The organism is Myxococcales bacterium, from assembly GCA_023898405.1.
Taxonomy (GTDB): Bacteria; Myxococcota; UBA727; order UBA727; family JABDBI01.
Map to the genome: position 1 here is coordinate 499,326 of CP060221.1, position 25,816 is coordinate 525,141.

General features: G+C 41.1%; 20 protein-coding genes. 10 read left to right on the forward strand and 10 right to left on the reverse strand.

Annotation, left to right across the window (positions count from 1 at the left end; all coding sequences use genetic code 11):
- Window positions 1-188: 188 nt before the first annotated feature.
- On the reverse strand, window positions 189-1,652 hold the full coding sequence (gene guaB, locus H6731_02405) for an IMP dehydrogenase (protein ID USN51278.1): 1,464 nt from the start codon (window positions 1,650-1,652) through the stop codon (window positions 189-191).
- A gap of 157 nt (window positions 1,653-1,809) precedes the next feature.
- On the opposite strand from guaB, the gene H6731_02410 reads away from it, so the two are divergent.
- Entirely contained in the window at window positions 1,810-2,616 is an 807-nt protein-coding gene (locus H6731_02410) for a phosphodiester glycosidase family protein (GenBank protein ID USN51279.1), read from the forward strand.
- Between the two features lie 137 nt (window positions 2,617-2,753).
- Window positions 2,754-4,409 carry a sulfate permease gene (gene sulP / locus H6731_02415; protein ID USN51280.1) on the forward strand — a complete coding sequence of 552 codons (1,656 nt, stop codon included), beginning with the start codon at window positions 2,754-2,756 and terminating at the stop codon, window positions 4,407-4,409.
- 79 nt (window positions 4,410-4,488) lie between these two features.
- Here sulP and H6731_02420 read toward each other — a convergent pair whose 3' ends face one another.
- Window positions 4,489-5,121: a hypothetical protein gene (locus tag H6731_02420; GenBank protein ID USN51281.1), complete on the reverse strand. Its 633-nt coding sequence runs from the start codon at window positions 5,119-5,121 to the stop codon at window positions 4,489-4,491.
- Window positions 5,122-5,233: 112 nt separating this feature from the next.
- Between H6731_02420 and mdh the strand changes: the two genes are divergently transcribed.
- The 6 genes from mdh to icd all read left to right on the forward strand — a co-directional run bounded on the left by mdh (window position 5,234) and on the right by icd (window position 12,769).
- Entirely contained in the window at window positions 5,234-6,184 is a 951-nt protein-coding gene (gene mdh / locus H6731_02425; GenBank protein ID USN51282.1) for a malate dehydrogenase, read from the forward strand.
- 110 nt (window positions 6,185-6,294) lie between these two features.
- Window positions 6,295-6,978, forward strand: a complete 684-nt coding sequence (locus tag H6731_02430; protein ID USN51283.1) for a succinate dehydrogenase cytochrome b subunit — start codon at window positions 6,295-6,297, stop codon at window positions 6,976-6,978.
- Between the two features lie 15 nt (window positions 6,979-6,993).
- Entirely contained in the window at window positions 6,994-8,907 is a 1,914-nt protein-coding gene (locus H6731_02435; GenBank protein ID USN51922.1) for a fumarate reductase/succinate dehydrogenase flavoprotein subunit, read from the forward strand.
- Between the two features lie 5 nt (window positions 8,908-8,912).
- Window positions 8,913-9,659 carry a succinate dehydrogenase/fumarate reductase iron-sulfur subunit gene (locus tag H6731_02440; protein ID USN51923.1) on the forward strand — a complete coding sequence of 249 codons (747 nt, stop codon included), beginning with the start codon at window positions 8,913-8,915 and terminating at the stop codon, window positions 9,657-9,659.
- A gap of 509 nt (window positions 9,660-10,168) precedes the next feature.
- Window positions 10,169-11,146, forward strand: coding sequence for a hypothetical protein (locus H6731_02445; GenBank protein USN51284.1), 978 nt, complete (start codon window positions 10,169-10,171; stop codon window positions 11,144-11,146).
- Window positions 11,147-11,365: 219 nt separating this feature from the next.
- Complete coding sequence (gene icd, locus H6731_02450) at window positions 11,366-12,769, forward strand: NADP-dependent isocitrate dehydrogenase (protein ID USN51285.1); 1,404 nt, start codon at window positions 11,366-11,368, stop codon at window positions 12,767-12,769.
- Between the two features lie 14 nt (window positions 12,770-12,783).
- On the opposite strand, the gene H6731_02455 is transcribed toward icd, so the two are convergent.
- Entirely contained in the window at window positions 12,784-13,410 is a 627-nt protein-coding gene (locus H6731_02455) for a threonylcarbamoyl-AMP synthase (protein ID USN51286.1), read from the reverse strand.
- Window positions 13,411-13,543: 133 nt separating this feature from the next.
- Between H6731_02455 and H6731_02460 the strand changes: the two genes are divergently transcribed.
- Entirely contained in the window at window positions 13,544-15,301 is a 1,758-nt protein-coding gene (locus tag H6731_02460; protein USN51287.1) for a S8/S53 family peptidase, read from the forward strand.
- 76 nt (window positions 15,302-15,377) lie between these two features.
- On the opposite strand, the gene H6731_02465 is transcribed toward H6731_02460, so the two are convergent.
- From H6731_02465 to H6731_02475, 3 genes are all read right to left on the reverse strand, one after another.
- On the reverse strand, window positions 15,378-16,841 hold the full coding sequence (locus H6731_02465; GenBank protein USN51288.1) for a hypothetical protein: 1,464 nt from the start codon (window positions 16,839-16,841) through the stop codon (window positions 15,378-15,380).
- Window positions 16,842-17,245: 404 nt separating this feature from the next.
- The gene (locus tag H6731_02470) at window positions 17,246-18,985 is read right to left on the reverse strand and encodes a hypothetical protein (protein ID USN51289.1); all 1,740 of its coding nucleotides are present in this window, start codon (window positions 18,983-18,985) and stop codon (window positions 17,246-17,248) included.
- Between the two features lie 107 nt (window positions 18,986-19,092).
- Entirely contained in the window at window positions 19,093-21,633 is a 2,541-nt protein-coding gene (locus H6731_02475; protein USN51290.1) for an AAA family ATPase, read from the reverse strand.
- Window positions 21,634-21,948: 315 nt separating this feature from the next.
- Between H6731_02475 and dnaB the strand changes: the two genes are divergently transcribed.
- Window positions 21,949-23,301 carry a replicative DNA helicase gene (dnaB, locus tag H6731_02480; GenBank protein USN51924.1) on the forward strand — a complete coding sequence of 451 codons (1,353 nt, stop codon included), beginning with the start codon at window positions 21,949-21,951 and terminating at the stop codon, window positions 23,299-23,301.
- 30 nt (window positions 23,302-23,331) lie between these two features.
- Here dnaB and H6731_02485 read toward each other — a convergent pair whose 3' ends face one another.
- From H6731_02485 to H6731_02500, 4 genes are all read right to left on the reverse strand, one after another.
- Complete coding sequence (locus tag H6731_02485; protein ID USN51291.1) at window positions 23,332-23,721, reverse strand: TraR/DksA C4-type zinc finger protein; 390 nt, start codon at window positions 23,719-23,721, stop codon at window positions 23,332-23,334.
- Window positions 23,722-24,031: 310 nt separating this feature from the next.
- Complete coding sequence (locus H6731_02490) at window positions 24,032-24,889, reverse strand: alpha/beta hydrolase (protein USN51292.1); 858 nt, start codon at window positions 24,887-24,889, stop codon at window positions 24,032-24,034.
- Window positions 24,890-24,900: 11 nt separating this feature from the next.
- Window positions 24,901-25,119 carry a hypothetical protein gene (locus H6731_02495; GenBank protein ID USN51293.1) on the reverse strand — a complete coding sequence of 73 codons (219 nt, stop codon included), beginning with the start codon at window positions 25,117-25,119 and terminating at the stop codon, window positions 24,901-24,903.
- Window positions 25,120-25,223: 104 nt separating this feature from the next.
- Window positions 25,224-25,688: a DUF4442 domain-containing protein gene (locus tag H6731_02500; protein ID USN51294.1), complete on the reverse strand. Its 465-nt coding sequence runs from the start codon at window positions 25,686-25,688 to the stop codon at window positions 25,224-25,226.
- Window positions 25,689-25,816: the final 128 nt, after the last annotated feature.

A 25,816-nucleotide genomic window follows, 5' to 3' on the forward strand; every position in this document is an offset into this window, starting at 1 on the left:
CATTAAGCTCTCACATCTTTTAAAGCTCTTTACGTCGCTAGCTAAAAAATTCTATGGGGCATTTGTATAAATTATCCATTCATAATCTCAATGCATTTTCATCTAACTTAGGCTCAAAAAATAGTTATTAATGAAAGATAATAAAGAAGCTTGTCCTCAATCTATGCCCCCTATAGAATTCAAACACTCTAATCTTGAAAATTATAATTCGAGGCTTCTTTGGTAATGGTTATATCGTGAACATGACCTTCACGAAGTCCTGCTGGTGTTACCCGAATGAACTGGGCATTTTTTTGCAACTCATCTATGGATGATGCTCCAAGATATCCCATACCTGCACGCAAACCGCCCATCAACTGAAATATTGTTTCGGATACACTTCCACGATAAGGTATGCGACCTTCTATGCCTTCGGGAACCAATTTTTTTGCATCTTCAACCTGAGATTGCCCATAGCGATCTTTCGAGCCTTCACGCATAGCTCCGGTGCTTCCCATACCGCGATACACCTTAAATTCTCGTCCACCATAAAAAAGGCGCTCTCCGGGAGCTTCTTTGGTTCCAGCAAGCAATGATCCCGTCATTACCGCATGTGCACCCGCTGCAAGCGCTTTGGTAATATCACCAGAAAATTGCAAACCACCATCTGCAATCACTGAATAGCCTCGTTTTTTGGCATCGAAACCAATGGACATAATAGCGCTCAACTGAGGAATACCCACACCTGCAACCACTCGTGTAGTGCAAATTGAGCCAGGACCAACACCAACTTTTACGGCATCTGCACCCGATTCAGATAAAAATTGTGCACCTTCTTTGGTCACCACATTGCCTGCAATGATCAAGTGCTCCTTAAACCAAGTACGCAGCTGTTGAACTGCTCTTCCAACATTCATAGAATGCCCATGAGCGGCATCGATCACTAAAACATCTGCTCCAGCCTGCACCAATGCATGTGCTCGTTCTTCTAGGTCGGGTGTGCAGCCTAGTGCAGCTCCACAGCACAAACGTCCTCGCTGATCGCGGACTGCATCAGGAAAAGTAAAAGCTTTATGAATATCTTTTATGGTTACCAGGCCTGTGAGTTTGTTTTCCTCATCCACCAAGGGCAGTTTTTCAACTCGCTTTTGTTTCATTAAGCTCAAGCAGTGATTAGTATCAGATTTTTGCCGTGCAATCACTAAATCTCTACTCATAACATCGCGCACTAAATGGCTCGACCTTTCTGCAAAACGAATATCGCGAGCAGTAAGCATACCGAGTAGCTCGCCTTCGCTCGACACTACAGGGAAACCGCTGACACATTGTTCTTTTACTAAAGCTTTAGCCTGAGCGATGGTCGCATCGGGTGTGATGGTAATAGGATTATTGATAACCCAGGCTTCATATTTCTTGACTCGATAAACTTCTTGAGCTTGTTTCCCTATAGACATATTTTTATGAATAATACCCAAACCGCCCACCTGCGCCATGGCAATAGCCATAGAAGCAGTTGTCACTGTATCCATCGCTGCACTCATGATGGGCGCATTGAGCGTTAATTTTTGAGCGAGGTTAATTTTTATATCAACTTCACTTGGCAATATTTCAGAGTAATGGGGAATCAAACTTACATCGCTAAAAGTGAAGGCTTGGGGTATTTCAAATTTCATGGCAATCCTCGATCAAGGTTTTGCCTTTGGCTTTTTAGGGGGCATTAATAAACTTGAACAGTCCCATTAAACAAAACTAAAAAAATATCTGCTTTACGAAAGCCTTCTCATATGACAGCAGGCTTTTGTCACAACAGCTTTGTTAAAGAGAAATGCTATGAAAATTTTATATGCGGCCATATTTCTATTTATTTTTTCTTCATGCACTCACCAATTCGCTCCTCTCAATCCGCAGGCTCGTGAATCTTTATCACTAGAAGAAATTGATATTGCTGGACAAACACTCTTTGCTTTGCAGTTTGATGCAAAAGAATATCCACTCAGCATTGTAAGAGCACAAAATGGTAGAGAAACAGTGGAGTCCATCTGCCAAAGAAGCAAAGCTAAGGCTTGCATTAATGGGGGTTTTTTTCAGGCAGATGGAACACCAGCAGGCGTACTCAAGGTAAATGGCAATCTCATCGCCTATCCAGCAAAAACTCGAGGAGCTTTTGGTTTTAACCGCAATGGCCAGCAAGTATTTTTCGACCAACTCTACAAACAAGAAAAAAATCTTTTAGGAGTGTACCTCCATGACTGGAGTAAAGTAGAAAACATCATAGGTGGCACTCCTCTATTGATCAGAGATTCAAAGGCCATCTTTGACTTTAGTGTTGAACAAACTAATGAAAGATTTCTCACACACCGTTTTGCTCGCACCGGTATTTGTCAGCTCAAAAGTCATAAACTCGCCTTTTTTATCATCAGCGGATCTTCCTCACTACAAACGGCAGAAACATATAAAAGCATGGGGCTCAGTATCGATGAATTTCGCAATGTCATGAAAAACTATGGCTGCATAAACGGGCTCAATCTTGATGGTGGTGGCTCCAGCACAATGGTCATTAACAACGAAATCATAAACCCGCTCCCTCTAGGACAACGAGCGGTGAGTGAGGCATTGGTAATTCATTCACGCTTATAAACTTGTTTCAACAGCATTCATAAACTCTCGCAGATATGCGGGGGTGATTATAAGGATAAATAATTCTGCCATTGAACTTCAATAAAGATGCGATACTGCTTTGGAGTGGAATTTTTCTCATGCATCGGTACACATAAATGTTAGCTCTTTTAGAAGCAAAAAAATCTCATTTATTGGGACGACACCATTGGCTTAACAATCTTGTATCAGGGATAATTGTTGGAATTGTCGCTCTTCCCTTGGCTATGGCTTTTGCCATTGCTTCTGGGGTCAGACCAGAACAAGGGCTTTACACTTCAATCATTGCAGGACTAATTGTTTCTATTTTTGGCGGCAGCCGCTTTCAAATCGCAGGACCAACAGGTGCCTTCGTTGTCATTTTATCCACCATTACAGCTCAATACGGAATAGAAGGTCTGCAAATAGCAACCTTGATGGCTGGTGCTATACTGCTCGTGTTTGGGGCACTCAAACTCGGGTCGGTCATCAAATTCATACCGAGCCCCGTCATTGTAGGTTTCACCACCGGTATCGGCGTTATCATTTGGGTGGGACAATGGAGAGAATTCTTTGGGCTAAAGGAAATTAATGCTTCACATTTCCACATAAAATTGATGTACCTCATTAAAGAGCTCCCGCAGTTTCATCTCAACACCACATTGCTGGCTTTTGCTTCGTTATTTTTAGTAATCTTCACTCAAAGAATAACTTTCCTCAGACGAGTACCGGGTCCATTATTTGCACTGCTGGTGGTAACCTCTTTGCAACTTATTTTTGATTTTGATGGCATCAGAACCATTGGTAGCGCTTTCGGCAGTATCCCCCAAGGGCTTCCCAAATTTACAATCCCTTCTTTAAACCTCAATAAATGTATCGAACTCATAGGACCAGCATTCACCATAGCCATGCTAGGAGCTATAGAATCGCTGTTGTCCGCAGTGGTTGCTGATGGAATGACCCAAACTCGTCACGATTCGAATCAGGAACTTGTGGGACAAGGGCTTGCTAATATTGCTGCCCCTCTACTTGGCGGCTTTGCAGCAACTGGCGCCATAGCCCGAACCGCTACCAATATTCGCAACGGAGCGACCAGCCCGCTCTCTGGTATTGTGCATGCACTCACACTCGCACTTATTTTATTACTCTTGGCGCCTTTGGCCACAAATATTCCTCTTTGTACCCTGGCAGCAATTTTATTTATGGTGGCGTGGAATATGAGCGAGGTCAAACATTTCATCAAGATGCTGCAAAGAGCACCTAAGTCAGATACAGCTATTTTGCTCATAACATTTTTCTTAACCCTTTTTGCTGATCTCACCATCGCTGTATACGTTGGTGTCATTTTAGCCATGCTTCAATTTTTACGCCGCATGGCTGCCAGCTTTGAAATTAAACAAGCGAGTGAATATGAGATAGGACAGGAATTTTCACGTTTGGGTCCTCAGGCCCTTCCTCCTGATGTTTTGGTGTTTTCAATCGAAGGGCCATTATTTTTTGGAGCTGTTGAAAATTTTGAACGCGCACTTCAGGCAAGCTACACCACCCCAAAATACTTAATCATTCGCCTCAAGTGGACTCCATTTATAGACTTCACAGCAATTCAGACGCTCGAATCAGTAATTAAAAATCTACACAAACGAAAAGTGAGAGTGATGCTCTCGGGTGCAAACGAGCGCGTCCTTGAAAAACTAAATAAAGCTCGCATCATTGAACTTATAGACCAAACAAATAATTTTCATTTATTTGAAGATGCACTGATCGCTGTTAAAAAATTATCCCAAGGATCAGAATAATTTTCGTTCAAAACAGTATCTGCCCAGCAAAAAAATTTTATGAGCACTTAAAATGCTCTTGAATAAATCAAAGCTTAATTTATTTTTTTTCCTTTCTAAGTTTTTCGACTAATTTCTCATAAGAGGTAGCGTGAACAAGCGTAGCCATTTGATTTTGATAACGTTCAACCAAATCATGACGAGCTCTCTCCTTGGCGTCTTCTAGCGCTCTGTAGAGTTTTTCATAAGCAAACTCTGCATTGATAAAAAATGCGACTGCTTCTTGCACTACCGATACACTTGAGCGACTAATTGAAGTTGTAGTTGACTGAAAGGAATACTCATGATCAAGAGAGTTTTTTACACGCAATAGGGCTGATATTTTTGAATCAGATTTCCTGAGACTTGCTCTTTCTAAATGCACACTGACAATAAAGTCTTCGATAGAAATGGAATCAAGCGAGCAAAAAGTTTGATTATAACATTTAATCAAAGCATCAAAACAAGCATCTACCAACCCCACTCCCTCTCCTGTAATATTTTTCTCTTTGGGCTGCCCCTGAGATATTTCAAGCAGCTTGGCTTCAAATGTTGCCTTACTGGTTTCAAAATTTTCACTCAATTTTAAAGCAACTACTCCTATTTCTATTAAATTAGATCCCAGCACTTCTTTGCTTAATTTTAGTACTTGTTCTGCTCGTTGATCGCACTTAAAATCACTACTCACTTTCATGTTTTCTCCACCTAATTACTAAGAACCATTTGCAATACGCATCTTGTTTTTGTAGTTGAACAAAAAGACCGCTGGTACCAACAGCACCATCCTCACTATAAAGGAAATTGTCATGACAAGGAAAAAGATCGCATTGATTGGTGCAGGACAGATTGGGGGAACCCTTGCCCTCCTCGCTACCCAAAGAAACTTGGGGGATGTCGTTTTATTTGATGTTTTTTCTGGCACAGCACAAGGCAAAGCTCTAGACATCAGCCAAATGTCAAGCCGCATGATGTGTGAGAACAAACTCACTGGAACAGGTGAATACAAAGATATAGCTAACGCAGATGTATGCATTATTACTGCAGGTTTTCCTCGTAAGCCAGGTATGAGCCGTGAAGATCTACTTCAAAAAAATCTTGATGTGGTAAAACAAGTTGCCGATGGCATTAAGACCTATGCACCCAATGCTTTTGTCATAATGATCACTAATCCAATAGACACCATGGTCTATGCATTTCATAAACTTGCTGGTCTTACACCACAAAAAGTGATCGGTATGGCAGGCATTCTTGATTCTGCTCGCTTTTGTACCTTCATTGCCGAAGAGCTCAAGGTGAGCAAACAAGATGTCAGCGCCATGGTATTGGGTGGTCACGGTGACGATATGGTTCCCTTGCCACGTTTTTCTACTGCAGGAGGCATTCCGCTCACTGAACTGGTTGCTATGGGTATCTTGAGTCAAGAGAGACTCGATGCTTTAATAGAGCGTACACGCAAAGGCGGCGGTGAAATTGTTCAATTGCTCGGTAACGGTTCTGCTTTTTACGCTCCTGCAATCTCGGCCATTGAAATGGCTGAAAGTTATCTTTTAGATCAAAAACGTATACTTCCATGTGCTGCCCTTTTGAGTGGAGCATACGGCGTTGATGGTTTGTTTATGGGGGTTCCCGTCGTTATCGGAGCTGGGGGGATAGAACGGGTTATAGAGCTCAAACTCGACCAAAAAGAGCAAGAAGCTTTTAATAAATCCAAGGCCTCGGTTGAAAAAGTGGTTAAAGAATTAAAGACTTTTTTGTAGGCCCCTGGTGTGTGGATAAGTTTTTAAACAAAAAGCGAGGCCAACCCACATGAAAAGTGCCTCGTTGAGGCGCTCTTTTATGCAGAGTGTTCAGAGGCAAAAGGGATCATATGCAAATAAAACATTACTGTTGCTCCACGATTGGAAAAAAATGGCTTGTGGCTTTGACAGGTCTTTTTATGATATTTTTTGTCGTTGCTCACCTTCTGGGTAATCTTGGCATGTTTTCTGGCCCGGAAGCCACCAATCAATACGCTGCTTTTTTAAAAAGCATCCCCAAAATTTTATGGGGATTTCGCATTGTATTGCTTGCTGCCATTGCTCTGCACATCTGGCTCACCATCGATCTTACTCAGCAAAGTCGGCGCGCAAGACCTCAAAACTATCTTCATAAAAATAATCGCAAGGCAAGCTTTAGCTCGCGATATATGCTCATAAGCGGTCTCACTGTGCTCGTATTTATCGGCTATCATCTTGCACATTATACTTTGGGTATTACCAATCCTGAATTTGCTTTACTCCATGACAGCCTTGGCCGTCATCATGTCTACAACATGGTCGTCATGGGTTTTTCTAACCCCTTAGTTTCCGGTTTTTATATTCTCGCGCAAATATTGCTCGCCTTCCATATCAGTCATGGTATTTCCTCTGCCACCAGAACCCTCGGCCTAGGCAATCATGTCGTTTACGAGCGTGTACAAAAGATTGGCGTTATTTTTTCTGCTCTGATCGCAATTTTATTTATTTCTATCCCCATAGCAGTGCTCTTTGGTTATTTGCCCCTTGATACTTAAACTTAGTGAGGCCACATAATGTTCGAGTCAAAAATACCAAACGGACCCATCGCCGATAAATGGCAAAATTACAAAGATTCAATGAAACCGGTGAGTCCAGCCAATAAACGAAAGTACAAAATTATCGTTGTAGGATCAGGGCTTGCTGGAGCTTCAGCTGCTGCGAGTTTGGGAGAGCTTGGTTACGGCGTTGAAGTATTTACCTTTCACGACAGCCCTCGCAGAGCACACAGCATTGCTGCTCAAGGCGGTATCAATGCGGCCAAGAACTATCAGAACGATGGCGATAGTATCTACCGACTCTTCTACGATACCGTCAAGGGCGGAGATTTCAGAGCGCGTGAAGCCAACGTCTATCGGCTGGCTCAAGTCAGCGTCAATATTATTGATCAATGTGTTGCCCAAGGTGTTCCCTTTGCCAGGGATTATGGCGGTTTGTTAGACAACCGTTCTTTTGGAGGTGCTCTTGTCTCTCGGACTTTTTATGCCAGGGGACAAACTGGACAACAGCTGCTTATAGGTGCTTACAGCGCATTAAGCAGGCAAATAGGTCTTGGTCGCGTAAAACTTCATGCTCGCACAGAAATGCTCGATCTCATACTTGTTGATGGACACGCCAAAGGCATTGTTGTACGCAATCTTGTCACTGGTGAGTTGAGCTGTCACATGGCAGATGCGGTGGTACTGGCTTCGGGTGGATATGGGGCTATTTTTTATCTTTCCACTAATGCCGTCAATTGTAATATCTCGGCTGCCTATCGAGCTTATAAACGCGGTGCTCTTTTTGCTAATCCGTGCTACACGCAGATCCACCCAACATGCATTCCAGTATCTGGAGACCATCAATCAAAACTTACCCTCATGTCCGAATCCTTACGAAATGATGGCAGAGTTTGGGTGCCGAAAAATCTTGGTGACACGCGCGCTCCTCAAGAAATTCCTAACTCTGAGCGTGATTATTATCTAGAAAGAAAATATCCAAGCTATGGCAACCTCGCCCCTCGCGACATTGCATCCCGCGGTGCCAAACAGGTCTGCGATGAAGGCCGCGGTGTTGGAGATTCTGGCTTAGGCGTTTATTTGGATTTTGGTGATGCCATCAACCGTTTGGGTCTAAAAGCGATTTCAGATCGTTACGGCAATCTTTTTCAGATGTACGAAAAAATCACCGGTGAAAATCCCTACCATACTCCTATGCGCATCTACCCTGCGTCACATTACACTATGGGTGGTTTATGGGTTGATTATGAACTTATGAGTACGACTCCAGGGCTCTTTGTTTTGGGTGAAGCCAATTTCAGTGATCACGGTGCCAACCGACTTGGCGCAAGCGCGCTCATGCAGGGTCTTGCTGATGGCTATTTTGTTCTCCCCTACACTATTTGTCGTTATCTCAATGAAGTAAAATCAGGTGCTGCCGATCCTCAAGGCCAACAAGCCAAAGAAGCTTTGCAGTCAACGCATGATCGCATTGATAAACTTTTTTCTATTAAGGGAAAAAGTTCGCCCGACAATTTTCATCGTCGTTTAGGAAAAATTATTTGGGATTACTGTGGAATGGGTCGCAATGAAGCCGGGCTAAAGAAAGCATTGAGTTTGATACCTCCTCTAAGAGAAGAGTTCTATCGCGATCTTGCTTTGCCGGGCACAGCAAAAGAACTCAATCTGGTTTTAGAAAAAGCGCTGCGCGTAGCCGACTTTCTCGAATTTGGCGAAGTGATGTGTCACGATGCTTTAATGAGAAATGAATCTTGCGGAGGGCATTTTAGGGAAGAATATCAAACCCCCGATGGAGAGGCATTGCGAAACGATAAAGATTTCTGCTATGTGGCGGCTTGGTCTTACCAAGGTGTGGGAAAAACTCCCGAGTTATTTAAAGAGCCGCTAAACTTTGAAAATGTTGAGCTTCAACAAAGGAGCTACAAATGAAAAATATTTCTTTGGTACTTAAAATATGGCGCCAGGCATCAAAGGACGCTAAGGGTGAATTTGTTACAATCCAAGCTCAAGATATTTCTCCTGACATGTCATTTTTAGAAATGCTTGACCACGTAAATGAAAAATTGATTCATGACGGCCAAGAACCCTTCGCTTTTGAATCAGATTGCCGGGAAGGAATTTGTGGCGCCTGCTCTTTGGTTATCAACGGCATACCACACGGCCCTAACTCAGGCACCACTACATGCCAACTGCACATGCGTTCATTCAAAAATGGCGATGTAATTCATATCGAGCCTTTCAGGGCTCAGGCTTTTCCCATCATCAAAGATCTGGTTGTTGATCGCAGCGCCTTTGATCGCATCATCCAAGCCGGCGGCTTTGTCAGTGCAAATACGGGTGGTGCTCCCGATGCAAATTCAATTCCCATCAGCAAAAAAATGGCTGAACATGCCTTTGATGCTGCCGCTTGCATAGGATGCGGTGCTTGTGTGGCAGCGTGCAAAAATGCTTCTGCCATGCTGTTCGTTGGCGCTAAAGTCAGTCATTTAAGCCACCTTCCTCAAGGACACCCTGAGCGCAAAGAGCGGGTAAAAAATATGATAATGGCTATGGAGCAAGAACAATTTGGTTCATGTACCAACACGCTTGAGTGCGAAGCTGTGTGCCCCAAAGAAATTAACACTCAAGTCATCGGTCAGCTCAATCATGAGTTCATGAAAGCTCTAGTCTGTGAAAAATAATTTAAAACTTTCGCTTCTGATATCTTTACTGCACATTGATGACGGCTAATCCCAAGATATCGTTGTAACGAAAGCACGACGTGCCTATATAGAACTTTCTTGTCAAATACATAGAGCCTGGCAAGTAATAGAACTCATTTTCTGCCAGGCAAAGCTCGTATTTATAGCTTTATCTGCATAATAAAATATTTTAATTTTTAGCAATTCCCCCATAGACTTTGATGATAATTGATATACATTTTACATTATTCACTATTTTTTTCAGGATAACATATGAATATCAAAAATTTTTTTTTAATTTATTGACTATTATTTTACTAAGCTGTTTGACTAATAACCTGGCTGTGGCATCTGATCTGAGCCAGATAGAAAAATTGAAATTAATGGTAAATGATAGCGAAGTTGATTGTGAAGGTCCTCTTAGTGAGCGCATAAAGGTTTGCAAAGGGAAAATTTATCAAGGAGTGCTTGATTGCAAGCCAAATGATTCTAACCAGCCATTTTTCCCTATGTTTTTTTCTGAAAATGGCCTGGAAACAAATTTAAAGATAAGAATATTGGACGAAAATAATAAAGTTCTTACTCAATTAGAAGAATTTTCAGATCAAGATTATTTTAGCTTTTCTTCTCCAGGTATACTTACTGGTCTTAGTACATCAATGATGAACAACATTGATAAAATCGGTTTTTTTATTAGTGCTGCAAATTTAATTACACATTTTAATAAACTTGTATCCGAACTTAAAAAGAGCGTTGAAAAACTTTCAATAGTACAAAATATTACCTGTGTTAATAATCAGTTAATTTCTAAATTTATTCCTGATTACAATAAATTAAAAGATGAAACAAAAATACCCTGTGATGATAAGTGTTTAACCTTAGAAGAAAAAGATTATTATCAAAAAATGATGATTCAATCAGAAGGTAAAGAGCCTACTTTATATGAAGCCAAGAAATTATTTGATGAGATAAGTGCCCACAAAGATATCCCCTTTGCTTATACCGATGATGGTTGCTACGCACGCGCTCATATAATCGCCAACTGGCTTCATAATGAAGGTTATCGCAGCGGAAAAATTTGGCTCAAGGGACATTTGACACCGCCAAATAACCCCAATAAGACATCTGATAGATGGGAATCATTGGGTAAGACATGGGAATATCATGTAGCAGCCATTATTTTTGTGAAAAACGAAGAAAATAAAAGTGAGATTATGGTGATTGATCCTGCCCCCAATAATAAAAAATTGCTCACTATGGATGAATGGTTTTCATTTAACAATCTTTCTTCGGATATCAATCCAAAAATTATTCAATATCCACTGCCAAAATCTATCGAGCCATTTGAGAAATTCGTTTATGCTTTATCTTCCCATGTACCTTTATGGCCTAGTGAGACAAATCTTAACCTATCTCCTTCAGAGACTCTGAATATAGCTTTGAGCGAAGCTAGTAAATATATGCGTAAACTACTAGAACAGCCGTAGTACAGTATGGAATTGACGCAGGGGGGCGGAAAAGTTAATCCAGTTATTGAGGTATTCGTTTTGCTACGGTCGTTCAGGAATTAAAGGCTCAGTTAATTTCTAGGATTGCTATGATTTCAACATTTTCTTGACAGCACCAAAAATTTTTTATGTAGTCAACAAAATAAAAATAGTGCCGAAAAATTTGCTGTTAAATATCCCAAGCTTAAAGGGAGCCCCATGAACACACCATACCAAGATCTCGTCCCCCCAAAAAAAGGGAAAGCCATCACAATAAATAATGGCATACTCGATGTACCGGATAACCCCATCATTCCATTTATCGAAGGTGACGGCACAGGGGCGGACATTTGGAGTGCCAGCAAAAAAGTATTCGATCACGCAATCAAAAAAGCTTATCAAGGAAAAAAAGAAATTACCTGGTTTGAGGTTTATGCCGGAGAAAAAGCTTTCCGACGTTTTAACAGCTGGCTGCCCGATGATACTCTTTTGGCATTTAAAAATTATTTGGTAGGTATCAAGGGTCCTCTCACCACTCCAGTTGGCGGAGGCATTCGTTCCTTAAATGTGGCTCTCAGACAAATGCTCGACCTCTATGTTTGTCTGCGCCCAGTCCGTTGGTTTGAAGGCGTACCATCACCCGTAAAATCTCCCCAATCGGTCGATATGGTAATCTTCCGCGAGAATAGCGAAGATATTTACGCAGGCATTGAGTTTAAGGCTCAAAGTACAGAGGCCAAAAAAATAATCTCATTTTTGCAAGAAAGTATGGGGGTATCAAAAATTCGTTTTCCCGACACAAGCGGGATCGGAATTAAGCCAGTATCCCAACAAGGCAGTGCCAGACTTATGGAAGCCGCTATAGACTATGCCTTAAGAGAAAAAAGAAAAAGTGTCACCATCGTTCACAAGGGCAACATCATGAAATTCACTGAAGGAGCCTTTCGTGATTGGTGCTATGCTCTTGCCACCGAAAATTATCGAAATGAAATTATTACAGAGCGTGAAAGCTGGATTATTGCCAATAAAGATCACAACCAAAATTTAAACAGCGAAGAAAATGCCAAAGCCATTGAACCTGGCTTTGACCTTATGACAGCAGAGCAACAACAAAAAGTAATTTCTGATGTAGAAAGCACTCTGGAAAAAATTTATCACAGCCATGGTGATGGCCGCTGGAAAAATAAACTGCTCATAAAAGATTCAATTGCTGATATCACTTTGCAACAGGTCCTCACTCGCCCCACAGAATTTGACGTTATCGCTACACTTAATCTTAACGGCGATTACTTGAGCGATGCACTAGCGGCCCAGGTAGGAGGAATAGGAATTGCGCCAGGCGGCAATATTAACTATCAAACAGGCCATGCAATATTTGAAGCCACTCATGGAACAGCTCCCAAATATGCCAATCTTGATAAGGTTAACCCAGGCTCGGTAATTCTATCTGGTGAAATGATGTTACGCTATTTGGGATGGCATGAAGCAGCTGATTTAATCATCAAGAGCATGAATCAAACCATTGCCCAAAAGAAAGTCACCTATGACTTTCACCGCATGATGTCTGAAGCAAGCTTGCTCAAATGCTCTGAGTTTGCCCAAGCTCTTTGTGAAAACATGTAGCACCAATCTCTGGTTCATACCACTATGCGGCTGATATCCCCTGCTCCTTGGCGTTCAACCACAGGGTAGGGCCCGCTTAGATCTATCACGGTCGAATCCTTTGTTTCGATAGTGCCAGAGTCAAGAATAAGATCGAGGCCATAGCCAAAATCACGGTTCACCTCAGTACCACTTCTACATACACGGTTGTTTAGTACTGTTGATGTGGAAACTATTGGCTTTCTGAAAATTCGTGTCATCATCAACACGGCGGGATTGTCGGGCACGCGAATTCCGATAGTTTGCCTCTCAGAACGAAACATCTTTGGTACTTCCGGAGTTGCTCTTAAAATAAAAGTATAAGGTCCCGGCAGGTGGCGCTTCATTATTTGGTATGCGTTATTTTCTAAAATTGCATAACGGGCAATGTCTGATAAATCAGGACATATAATCGAAAGCAAATGACATTTATCTAAATTTTTAAGCTTCAATACACGATCAATAGCTTCAGTTTCATAAATGGCACAGCCAATACCATAGTTAGTATCGGTCGGATAAGCGAGCACTCCACCGCGTTCTAAAACTGCGACAGCATGAGAAATAATTCTAGGTTCAGGAAACTCTGGGTCAATTTTGAGCTGCATACAATTGGAGTGGGTCATCAACGCTCCTGCCTCTAGAGAAAATATTCCATGGCCTAGCTTCAATCATAAACCACTGCTTGTCTAGAGACTTACCCTTCACATATAGGATATTATATCGTGAATAATGTTATCTCATAGTTGAGGATCTCCCGTGTATATAAACCATAAGCTCCAACTTTTGATAAATGCATTTATTTTTATTTTGCTTTTAAGCAGCGGAATCGGGCTTTTTTTTGTGCGCGCTCACCACATTCCCCGATTACCCAATATTGATCTTAAGGTGGGACCATACACAGCATCTGAACAAATTATTAATGGACAATATTTAGTGTTATTCAAAAAGGATGCCAACAATATTGAAGAAGTGCTTAAACCTCTCAATCTTGAGCTTGTTTTTCCCATACTTGATTGGGTATTGGTAGCTCAAAAAAATAAAAAAAATTTTCTGCCCATCAATTTAAACTCGCCTGAGGCACAAGAAGATCTGTTGGTTATAAATTCTCTTTTGAAACATCCAAGTGTGCTCGATGCTCAGCACAATTTTTCCCTTGAAGTTGCGAGCACAGATGAAATTACAAATGCAAAAATAGAGCAACATTTAGCTTCTAGACAGAATAATAACTACGCTCTCAACATGCCTGAGGCATGGGACATAAGCACAGGATCACCCGAAGTAAAAGTAGCAGTGATCGATAATTTTTTACAAAAAGAAATTTTTAGCTTTGCTCAACGCTTCAAAGCCTGCAGCTCCCGCATAGAATTCATCGAACCTTTCGGGCATGAAAAAAAATCTAATCTTCCTTCTACACATGGTGAACTCATGCTCTTAGCCTTAGGAGCATGCAATACTCACTCTCCTTTTTCTATGGGAATAGACTCGCATTCGAGACTCTTAGCAGTTCAAAGAGCTTCCCCTGGTCATGCTCAAACTATGGCCGCTGCTCTTTATTCAGCTGGAATAAATATTTGTGAACAAAGTGCCTACCCTTGCCCAAAAAACTTTGAAAACATCCAAGCTAATAAAAAGGCAGATATTATTCTGCTTCCCTTTGCCAACAGCGCTCCAGATCTTTTGCAATTTTTTTCCGATATGCTGGATGCCATCAGTCAAAAGAATTGTATTGTTGTGAGTGCAGCCGGAAATAACGGTGCTGATGCAACAAATTTTTTTCCAGGAAATTCATCAAGCATCATCAATGTTGGAGCACTCAACCTTAATGGAACTCGCAGTACTTTTAGTAATTGGGGTCCAGCTATAGATATTTTAGCTCCAGGAGAAAACATAGATATAAATTATGCCAATCTAACCAAAACCGCGGCTGGAACCTCAATCAGTGCAGCTTTTGTTGCTGGAACTCTATCGCTCATGAAAGCTCTAGATTCCACTCTTTCTTGGAAAAGTGCCCTGTACTTCTTAACGCATTCCTTGCCATTACTAAGCTGTGAAAACTATTGCCTCTCTGAAGAAAATAAAAATAGTGACGAACAAAGCAATTGTTCCGATCTTTGCTGCCGAGATCAAAATATAAGCTGCGGTGCCACAGCACTTGATGCTGCCCAGGCCTTAAAAAACGTCCAAAACAAATACATTGATACAGGATTATTAGAACTCGATCGTTCATACCTTATTTTTACTCGTGCTCACCCCCAAGCCCAAAGCATACAGATCAATAATGTTGGTTCCGAGTCAACTGAAGTGGAAACCTTGCTCTACGATGATAACCTGGTAGTTACTCCAGCACGCTTTTCCCTCGATAAAAAAGGCTTCGAAAATGATCGTATTTCTCTTGATATCTCGTATAAAGACGAACCATTTAAAAGAAAAACTTCAAAAATAGAATTTATTGTGAGAAAAAACGACTTAATAAGAGATAGATCAAGCGTTTTTATTGAGTACATTCCTAAATAATTTCGGCTTGCTAATTATTTAAATGCCCCAAAGTATTGGGGCACTTACTTTAGCTTTAAAGTCAGCTTACAGTGTCTTAGAGTGTTATGAGCACAGGAGAAGAAAGTACTTTTCCTATAGGTTGATTGGGAGCTATGGAAGAAAATTCTTTTCCTCCCCAGCACCATAGAGATTTTTTATCATTGATGGCACAAGCGACAAACTCACTCTCGCCATCAAAAAGAAATACATCATCCCACTTTTCTTTACCAACTCTAGTAGCTTGGATTACGACTCTGTCTTTCATATTATTGATACCAAGAACTCCTAATCTTAAATTCCCTCTTATATCTCGATAGGTATTGCTACCAAAACAATAGATCTCTTGTGTGGTGGTCAGAGCGCATATGGAACCATTGCCAGCTACTACAACTTTTTTTGCTTGCTTTATACCCATAACTTGTTGAGGACTGGTCACAAAAGAATCATTCGAGCCTGTTGCCAGTACTCCTTGCATACTTTTATTAACGCCATTTTCAATAATATCCAGTGTATTCTGCCCCCAACACCAAAGAGAGTTGTCATTTTTTACTGCACAGGTACTTCGAGCATTGGTTGATATATCTATAAAATCTCCACCACCTTTTATAGGACTAAAATTAGTAACCATAGGACTGCTATCTTGTACAGCCAAAATTTCTTTTTGATTATTTCCCTTACACAGCAATTTATGAGCATCGTTGATACCGCATACACGGTCTGGCATCCAATTAGCCACAATCTTTTGCCATTTTTCGCTTATTAAAGCCTTGCCAGATTCCCAAAGGTGGCCACGTGAGTCCATTGCCATGAGCTTGCTGCCAGTCATGAGAGGTTTTAAAAATGGTCCGTCATTAACCTTGATGGGAGATGGGGATGATTTATCAAAACCAAAAAAGTTATCTCCAAAGCACCACAATGATCCATCGTCTTTTTTGATAGCGCATACAGTAGATCTTCCAATGGCCAATGAATCAAATTGTTCATCACTCATCTTATGAGGCCTTGTCACAATAATTTTTTTGCTTGAGGCACCATCAGCATAAAAGAAAGGTCCTCCCCCTCCAAAAGAAAAAATTCTATTTGCTCCCCAACAAAATAAATAGTCCTGAGTATCAATTCCACAAAGAAAGCCTGCTTCTGACATGGCTACATCCTTCCAAGGATGGGGGTGAATCACTTTTTTAGGAGTAAAAAGATTTATACTTTTATCACCAGTTCCGAGGGCATCGAGTGTTTCGTTTGTATCCATGGCTATGCCAGTTGACCGTTGATTCATCCCCCAGCAATAAAGATCGCCGCTATCCGCCAGAGCGCAGATACTCTCCCCAGTTGATAAGACGACTTTATCCCACCTGACAGCATTATTTGGCATAGGAGGCTTACTATTATTGCTGCGCTGTGATGTTTGTGAAGATGTCTGATTATTTTTTTTATTTGATTGCTCGCTTTTGTTTTCACCACCTGCGCAATTAACGAGCACCAGCAAACAAAAAATTAATGTCATCCATATTTTAATCATTTCACTCTCCAAGATGTTTTTTTGAAAGCTTCAGCATCGAATTACGTCAACATTTCAAGAACCAATAATGCTTAACAAGCCTTCAGCAAGCATCTATTCCCCCTAACAGACTATTGAAAAAATATTTTAAATGTTCACTTGATTCAATTGAGCTCTTAGATCGGTCCCATACTGTAATGGATAAGGCTAACAATAACGGCTCAAATGAGGAATAGCCGGCTGCAAGGCATAGAGGCAATCGGTCGTATCCAGAAAATGTTGAAAGACTTCTTAATAAATTTTTGAACGATTCCGCAGCACACGCGATGACTTAGTGAAAAAATTTATTAAGAAGCCTTTCAACATTTTCTTTACATTACCCCTGTTGTCAAACATGGCGTTATAATCGTGAAATTTATACCAATCTATTTAAGCTTTTTAAAATCTTCTGCAGTTATTTCCTTGAGCCGAAAATAATTATTATCATGTGAATCTCGAACAATATTCTGATCTTTTTGACCGAATCCATGAATAAAAGTTTTCACCAAAGGATAGCCTTTACTAGCCTGAGCATATTTTTTAAATGAGTTTTTCATAACCTCAGGTGGATTATTGAAAGCATTCTGTCCTACCAATGTCAAATGAACCACAACTTCCTTTTTGCTAAGGATACTCCTGATAACAGCCAATTTTGCTATAGCCTCATATTGAGCTGACACCAAAGTATCGCATAATTGGCCTCCATCAGATTCAAATGATGGTGATCCAGCTCCTTGATAAGAAGGGGCTGCAGAAAAAACCTGCAGTTGAGAATTGCCTGATGCTTCACACAAAGCCCACTGGGCTAATATTTCAATTTTTTTAATATTATCTTTACTCAACCTTAACAGTTCTTTTAGATCCTTAGAAGCTAACTTAAATGCTTCGAGATAACCATCTTTGTAGGAGCCATGAAAGTTACCTGAAATAATATTATGGAGCGCATGAGAAAGTTTTCCTGCCATAACAGCAGCTTCTCTGTGAAGAGCAGCACTAAGAGCTTCGATTGAACCCATAGGTCCTTGTGTATTATCAAAGAGATAGGATGCTACAGGTGCTATGTGTGGTCCTATTGCTTCTAAATAGTTAAATTGGCTTGCAAGCTGGACAATAGCGTCTTTTCCCATGGGATAGTCGTGCAAATAATTTACCCCAAAACCCTTAACAAGAGTAATTTGTGGCAACTCCTTTACTGGCGGATGCTCTTTAACAAACTTGTTATAAAGATCATCAATGCTTCCGATAGTCCATGTTTTTGGTGGATCTATTTTTTCTAGTTCGGAAACCAGTTCATTTTCTGACGTGCCCAAGCTTGCTTTAATCCAGTCACCTTGACGCCCCCCACCATTTGAATTACTTTTTCTTGCTTTTTCACGCTGACTTTTGAGAGAGGCTTTTTTATAATTATCAATACCAATTTCAGCTAATTTTTTGACTTCTTCAGGAATAGAAATATTAGTGAGATAAGAAGCTAATTCTTTTTCGTCTTCATTTAATTTTAGCTTTATTTCAGCAGCAGCTTCAGGTGGTGCTGACGGTAGCGGCGCACTGGGCTTAGGCGATACCGGTGATGGCCGCGGCACGCTTGGCTTAGGCGATACCGGTGATGACGGTGGCGGCACGCTTGGCTTAGGCGATACCGGTGATGACGGTGGCGGCACACTGGGCTTAGGCGGTACCGGTGATGACGGCGGCGGCACACTGGGCTTAGGTGGTACCGGTGATGACGGCGGCGGCACACTGGGCTTAGGTGGTACCGGTGATGACGGCAGCGGCACACTGGGCTTAGGCGATACCGGTGATGGCGGCGGCACACTGGGCTTAGGCGATACCGGTGATGGCGGCGGCGGCACACTGGGCTTAGGCGATACCGGTGATGGCGGCGGCGGCACACTGGGCTTAGGCGGTACCGGTGATGGCGGCGGCGGCACACTGGGCTTAGGCGATACCGGTGATGGCGGCGGCGGCACACTGGGCTTAGGCGGTACCGGTGATGGCGGCGGCGGCACACTGGGCTTAGGCGATACCGGTGATGGCGGCTCACTGGGCTTGGCAAAATTATCATTGCATGAAAATAATGCAGTAATTAGCAATACCAAAAAAACTCTAAATAATTTTTTAATCATAATTAATCCTAAACAATAAAAACATAAAATATCTTAAACTATTTTAACCGATAAAATCAATTTAGACATCACATTAACACATTATTCTTTATAAAAAGGAGACTATCTTAATTGTTTTTAAGCAACTTTATTATTCCATCTTCACAATTAACTTTAATACATGTCCCCCGATTCAGCTGTGATTCTACCAAGATTTCAGCCAAAGGTGCTTCGATTAAACGCTGTATTGCTCGTTTTAGAGGGCGTGCACCAAATTTTTGATTGTATCCTTCATTGATAAGAATTTCTTTAGCTTGAGGACTTATACTTAAGCTAAATCCCTGCTCATACACACGATGCTTGAGTTTATCAAGCATCAGATCAGCAATACCTGCTAATCCTTTTTTATCAATAGCCTCAAACATGACGATTTCGTCAATACGATTGATGAGTTCTGGTCTTAGAAGCTGCAACAGTCGATCCATAATTCGATGTTGCAAAATATCTTTTTCCTCGCCAAGTGAATCCAAAATAATATCGGATCCAACATTTGATGTCATAATGATGACAGTGTTATTAAATAAAACCTGCCTGCCTTTACTATCTGTCAGATGTCCTTCATCAAGCACCTGCAACAATACATTTAAAACATCGATATGAGCTTTTTCTATTTCATCAAAGAGCACCACTGAAAATGGCTTTTGCCTTACCAACTCTGTAAGCTGCCCTCCATCATCTGAGCCTTGATACCCCGGCGGCGCCCCAATAAGACGTGCTACACTGTGACGTTCCATGAATTCAGACATATCAAAACGCACCATGGCACGTTCATCATCAAACAAAAAGCTCGTCAAGGTGCGGGCAAGTTCGGTTTTCCCTACTCCTGTTGGCCCTAAAAATAAAAAACTGCCAATAGGTTTTTTAGGATCTTTCAGACCGACCCGGGCCCTTCTAATTGCCGAAGCAACAGCAGTCACCGCACTGTTTTGTCCAATAACCTGAGCGCCTAAAATTTGCTCCATCGATGCTAACTTTGTTCGCTCCGACTGAATCATTTTTTGTACAGGAATACCTGTTTCTTGAGAAACTATAGAAGCTATGTCATCACGCTTTACCCACGGATCAATCAAACGATGGCTTTTTTTGATTTTTCGCCACTCTTTTATTTTTTCTTCGAGCAAATCAGTTAAGGTGGCGATTTGGTATTGCATAAGTTGCGCTGCTTCATGAGCATTTCTTTGCTCTTTATATTCTTGGGCTTGAGATTGAGCATCACTCAGTTGAGCTTTGAGCGCACGTATTGACTCTATTAGAGAAATTTCATTACTGTAGCATTTTTCCAAGAGCTGTTCTTGAACACGAAGTTTCACCAATCGGGCATTTTTTGCTGCTATTTTTTTGCCACTTTCTTCTTCGGCTACGGCAATCATCATTTCAAGCTCAAGAATATCCGTAGTTATTTTTATTAGAGAAGCCGGCTTTTTATCGATTGCAATACGATGACGCGCACATGCTTCGTCAAGAATATCCAAAGCTACTTCCGGCAACACTCGACCCGTCATATGTTTTGATCCCAGATCGATCGCTGCTTTGAGCGCTTCATTTTCTATAAAAACGCCATGAAAGCGCTCATAGATTGATTTTAGATTTTCTAAAATTAATTGACACTCGCTCACAGTAGGCTGTTCGATCCAAACCGGCTGAAAATGACGTTTCAAAGCTTGATCAGGTTCAACATATTTCTTGTAGAGATCAGGGCTAATGAGACCGATCATCTGAATTTCACCCTTTGTCAAACTTGGTTTTATGAGATTTGCAGCATCCGAGGCTCCCTCTCCTCCCGCTCCAAAGAGTGAACTCATATCTTTAACCAAAAGTATGTATCGTCCTTCGCATTCAGCCAATTCTGCCAAAATTTTACGCAGGCGCTCTTCAAACTGCCCTCTTAGGGTAGTGCCAGCAACCAATGCACTCACATCAAAGTTTAAGATTTCTTTGCAAAATAAATATGAAGGAACATTTTGTTTGAGAACACGTTTTACCAAAGCATAGATGATAGAACTACGTCCGACTCCAGGTTCACCGATAAGCAAAGGATTATTGCGACTTTTACGCGATAAAATTTGCACAATCCGTTCACATTCATTTTCCCGACCAAAAACAGGATCTATTTCATTATTTTTTATTTGCTGATTAATATTTTCAACGTAAGAAAAAAAACTTAATTTATCGTGATCAGTATTTTTGTTTTCAATATCTTTTTCATCTCTTTTTTCATCTAAAAAATACTGCCCTAATAACGCCCCAAGCGCTCCATATTTATTTTTATTTTCAATCAGACTTAAAAGCATATCACTCACAAGTATTGATGTATGATTTTTTCTGATCGACAGCGCCTCTGCAGCACTCAAGGCCTGGATTAATCTGCCTGAAAAGGTAGTTTCATCTACCAAACTGACCTGCAATCTACTAATTAAATCTAGCAAAGCCGATTCGAGCGACTTGTAAGCCGAGTTTTTTTTATTTAGAAGCTCTCTTACTTCGGCGGTCATAATCAAAGCCAAGGCAAGATGCTCTGGCTCTACCAAGTGGTTGTGATTCCGTTTGGCTATAGATTGGCATTGAAGAAGTACTTTTTGTGCTGCTGAGCTAAAATTTTTTAGTTGCATAGGTCTCTATTGTGGTTGAGGTAAAAAAAAAGACAAGGGAGAAAAGCCTGTGCTTACTTTTGTTATTAACATTTTTAGATTAAGAGCAGTGAACAAGTTTTTTTGTATTTGATTGTAAAAAAGTATTTTTTTATTTCTAACTTGAAGTTTCTAACATGCTTTTAGGAACAGATCTAAAAGCTCAGTGTCATTCATACTGGGGTGATATCCCATAGTTTCATTTGATAAGGGAATTTGTACGTGTCTGATCGGGTGCCCATAGATGAGATTTTTTCTCGCAAAAAAGAAAGCGAATCTAGTTTAGGCTTCGCATCTATGGACGAAGTTTTAGGCAAACATCGCCCCCCTCAATCTTTTGATGCCGAAAAGGGAATTTTGTGTAGTATTCTGATTGACCCTGATGCTATGGAGCTTGTTCGCGGTGAGTCATTAACCGCCAAAGATTTTCACCACCCTCATCATCAAAGTATCTATGAAGCCATGCTGGCTTTGTATGAAAAAAATGAGCCTATCGATACAGTGACCGTTGCCAACTATCTCATGGTGCATGGGCAACTTGAAAATATCGGTGCTCATACACTCAGTGTCATTGAAGAATTTTTACCCACTGCTGCTGCAGTACAAAGTTACGTTCGACTTGTAAAAGGAAAATCAGCACTCAGAAGGCTTATCTCAGCGGCTAAAACCATTACAGAAAAGGCCTACGCACAAACTCAAGAAGTTTCAGAAGTACTCGATGAAGCCGAACAAACGATCATGTCGATCAGGGAATCAACAGCAAAAAAGGGTATTATTTCCTTAAAAGATCTTTCAAAGATTGCTGTTGAAAAATATATGGCACTCATAGAAAACAAAAATGCCATCACAGGGGTGCCATCGGGATTTTATGATTTGGATAAGCTCACCGCAGGCTTCCACCCCGGAGAATTAGTTATCATCGCGGCACGTCCCTCTATGGGTAAGACAGCATTTGTTTTAAATGTGGCTTCTCATATCAGCATTGAAGACAAACGTCCTGTCGCTTTTTTTTCTCTTGAAATGGGTGCAGAACAACTTTTTAGCCGTCTGATCGGTGCCTATGCCGAGATCGATCTTTCTCAGCTTCGATCGGGATTTATTAAAGCACAAGATTATAATCGACTTACCCAAGCAGCAGGTCATCTTGCCGAAGCTCCTATGTTTATCGATGAAACCGCATCTTTAAGTATCGGTGACTTACGCAATAAAGCCCGCAGGCTTGTGCATCAACATGGCGTTAGGATGATCATCATTGATTATTTGCAGCTTATGACTGCGCCTAATCGATTTGAAAGCAAAGCGGTAGAGGTGGGTGAAATTTCAAAAGGTCTCAAAAGTATTGCTCGAGAGCTTTCCATTCCTGTTATAGCCCTATCTCAGCTCAACCGCGGAGTGGAAAGCCGCGTAGATAAACGCCCAATGATGAGCGATCTAAGAGAGTCAGGAGCAATTGAGCAAGATGCGGACGTTATCGCATTTTTATACCGCGAGGAATATTATCTGAGGGATAAAACCCCCGAAGATCAAAAAAATGTCGCTCAATTAATTATTGGAAAAAATCGTAACGGACCCACCGGCCAGGTCTCACTACGATTTGACAATAAATACACCAAGTTCAGCAATCTCAGCCAGCAAAGAACAGATAGCTAGAATTCTCGCTCAAAGCTGAGCTTGCTTCAATTATTCGCGACCTGAACGTTTTTCTTCCCGCTCAAGCTCCTCTTTATAAGTCACGCTATAACGTGTCCAAGGACGAAGTTTTAAGCGAGCATAACCGATGGGCTCATCAGTACCCTCACACAGACCATAAGATTGGTCATGTACCTTTTCCAGAGCACGCTCAACCTCTCGTAATAATTTTGCATCTCGATCCATCAGACGAGTTTCCAAAGATACCTCTGCATCATCTGATGCCTGATCTGCTTCATCTCCAGGCATTTGTTCTGATGCCGCACTTGGGCGCCTTGATTTCAACCTCACTACTAACTCTGATCGCTTTGCCTCTAATAATTTGATAAGCTCTTTTTCTTGAGCCGCTGTTAAGGCCTTTTCTGAAGAACGCACTGCCATCTTAAAATTTCTCCCTCATAAAAATCTTCTATAATAATGGACAAACAACTCGTGATCACCATTTGCTGCTTATTCATCAAAAACTTACAAAAATCCTTTAAAAATCTTTTCATTCTTTAAGCGCGGATATCTTTATCAGGAAATCTTTAAAAAATGCAAGCCACACACAATAAAAATTTAGCTTTAATTTCAATAAGCAGCATGATTCATTTCATATTCCCATTTAATAACCGATTTGGAGCGATTTTATCATTTAATCTTTTTCTGCGCATGCTCAGAAGGATCCAGTATTTTGATGGACAGAAAGGGGCTATATTACCTGGTTAAAATAAGGTTGCAAAATTTCCAAGAGTCCTCTTGGGTTATCTGCCTGAACAAAGTGCCCAGAATCTCTCAATAAATGGAAATACCCCTGCATTCCCGCAAGCTCCTTTAACCTGATTTGATCGTGCTCGAAAAGACGATAACCATGCTGGGCAGAAAGCATATGAATATCCATGCGTTGGGACAATTGTGGCACCCTATTCCACAAATCAAGCTCTAAAAAATTTATGAGCATTGCTTTAAGTTCGCTTGGTTCAAAATTGAGCCTAAAACCATCCTCAGCAACAATTAAATTAGTGGTCATCCATAGAGCAATTTGCTCATTAACTCCCCTCGTTAGCAACTCTTCAATCAGCGCACGTCTACTGGTCAATGGCCATTTGATTCGATCAAGCAATTCCAAAAGCCCTAATGCAGTTGTATCATTTGGACTTCCCAAAGGATTCGGTGATGAGATCATTGAAAGAGAACTATCAAGCAACCACAACTGCTCGACACTTGAGCTCATCATATCAGCAGCCAAAGTTGCCACCTTGGCCCCAAAGGAATGCCCTATGATGGCTTTTGGTCGAATTTGAAGTAGATCACACGCCTGAGCTATATCAAAAGCTGTAGCGTGCACTGTAAAAGGTTCTTGATGCTTTGAGCTTTCACCATGATTTCTTAAATCAAAAACCAAGGCATCCCACTTGGGGCATGCTTCAATAAATAACCTTAGAAAACTCTGCCAATTTTTTTTATTGCCCATGATCCCATGCAAAAAAATTGCTGAGTTTTCATGGTGATGCTTACCCACTCTCAGATAAGCAAGCTGAGTTTCTTTTGCAATTTTTACTGTAGTCAATTAACAACCCGTCATTTTATGATTCCCTTATCTTTCGCTCGAGCCATAATCTCTCTTTCCATTTGTTCAAGACGGGCCAAGATTTCAGGATTTTTGCTTTTGCGCTCAAGTACCATATCTATGTTAGCAATTCCCTTATTTAAACGGATCACAGTTTCTTCTTCAAAGCTTAGATCTTTGCTGATTTCTGGTGAGCTTTTATTCGGCAAATTTTTTCTAGATGTAGCCACAACAACCCCATACAAAAGCTCGCTCGCTCCAAATTGAGGATCTACTCTTAAACTATGAATTGCAAAATTATGGGATATCTCCTGAGTTTCATGGACTTAGGTAATTACTTTTGCTCCACCAACCAAAGAGCTTTTACCACAGCAACTAAATCTTCTTTTTCATCAAAGAGTTGCGCTTCCACTGTCTGGCGTCGCTTTTTAAAATTTTTGGGAAGCGTCGTTTGAGACCGAGCGGTAATAGTGCCACGGGCTTTTTTTAAAAAGTCCGTTTCAAGCTTAACCAAAATAGCTCGCGAATTGTCTGAGAGAGCAAAGTGCAAAGCGAGCCCAGTAGTTAGTTCACCCAAATTGGACAAGGCTAAGGCATGAAAAGAGGAAAGATGATTCCTCAACAATTTTTTATCGCGCATACGCACGGTTGCCCGACCAGGAGCAACTTCTAAAACCTGGGGTGAAATACTCCCTGAATAGGGGATCATCTTGCCTATGGCCTTACTAAAAAGCCATTTTCCTAAGGTCCGTTGAGATAAAAGCGACCATGACTGCTTAAGCGTTTTAACCATAGACATAGACATTGTTCCTCATCATTAGAACTGTTTACCTAACTTAGATTGCAGTTCTTTAAATGTTTGTTTTTTTAGAAAATTTCCTGGATTAATACATAAAAATTTCACGATTTCTAGCGCAAACGATATGG

What these genes read in the sequence shown, in the direction of transcription:
- guaB (USN51278.1), bottom strand. Translation starts at nt 1,652, where the DNA reads ATGAAATTTGAAATACCCCAAGCCTTCACTTTTAGCGATGTAAGTTTG.
- H6731_02410 (USN51279.1), top strand. Translation starts at nt 1,810, where the DNA reads ATGAAAATTTTATATGCGGCCATATTTCTATTTATTTTTTCTTCATGC.
- sulP (USN51280.1), top strand. Translation starts at nt 2,754, where the DNA reads ATGTTAGCTCTTTTAGAAGCAAAAAAATCTCATTTATTGGGACGACAC.
- H6731_02420 (USN51281.1), bottom strand. Translation starts at nt 5,121, where the DNA reads ATGAAAGTGAGTAGTGATTTTAAGTGCGATCAACGAGCAGAACAAGTA.
- mdh (USN51282.1), top strand. Translation starts at nt 5,234, where the DNA reads ATGACAAGGAAAAAGATCGCATTGATTGGTGCAGGACAGATTGGGGGA.
- H6731_02430 (USN51283.1), top strand. Translation starts at nt 6,295, where the DNA reads ATGCAAATAAAACATTACTGTTGCTCCACGATTGGAAAAAAATGGCTT.
- H6731_02445 (USN51284.1), top strand. Translation starts at nt 10,169, where the DNA reads ATGTTTTTTTCTGAAAATGGCCTGGAAACAAATTTAAAGATAAGAATA.
- icd (USN51285.1), top strand. Translation starts at nt 11,366, where the DNA reads ATGAACACACCATACCAAGATCTCGTCCCCCCAAAAAAAGGGAAAGCC.
- H6731_02455 (USN51286.1), bottom strand. Translation starts at nt 13,410, where the DNA reads ATGACCCACTCCAATTGTATGCAGCTCAAAATTGACCCAGAGTTTCCT.
- H6731_02465 (USN51288.1), bottom strand. Translation starts at nt 16,841, where the DNA reads ATGATTAAAATATGGATGACATTAATTTTTTGTTTGCTGGTGCTCGTT.
- H6731_02470 (USN51289.1), bottom strand. Translation starts at nt 18,985, where the DNA reads ATGATTAAAAAATTATTTAGAGTTTTTTTGGTATTGCTAATTACTGCA.
- H6731_02475 (USN51290.1), bottom strand. Translation starts at nt 21,633, where the DNA reads ATGCAACTAAAAAATTTTAGCTCAGCAGCACAAAAAGTACTTCTTCAA.
- dnaB (USN51924.1), top strand. Translation starts at nt 21,949, where the DNA reads ATGGACGAAGTTTTAGGCAAACATCGCCCCCCTCAATCTTTTGATGCC.
- H6731_02485 (USN51291.1), bottom strand. Translation starts at nt 23,721, where the DNA reads ATGGCAGTGCGTTCTTCAGAAAAGGCCTTAACAGCGGCTCAAGAAAAA.
- H6731_02500 (USN51294.1), bottom strand. Translation starts at nt 25,688, where the DNA reads ATGTCTATGGTTAAAACGCTTAAGCAGTCATGGTCGCTTTTATCTCAA.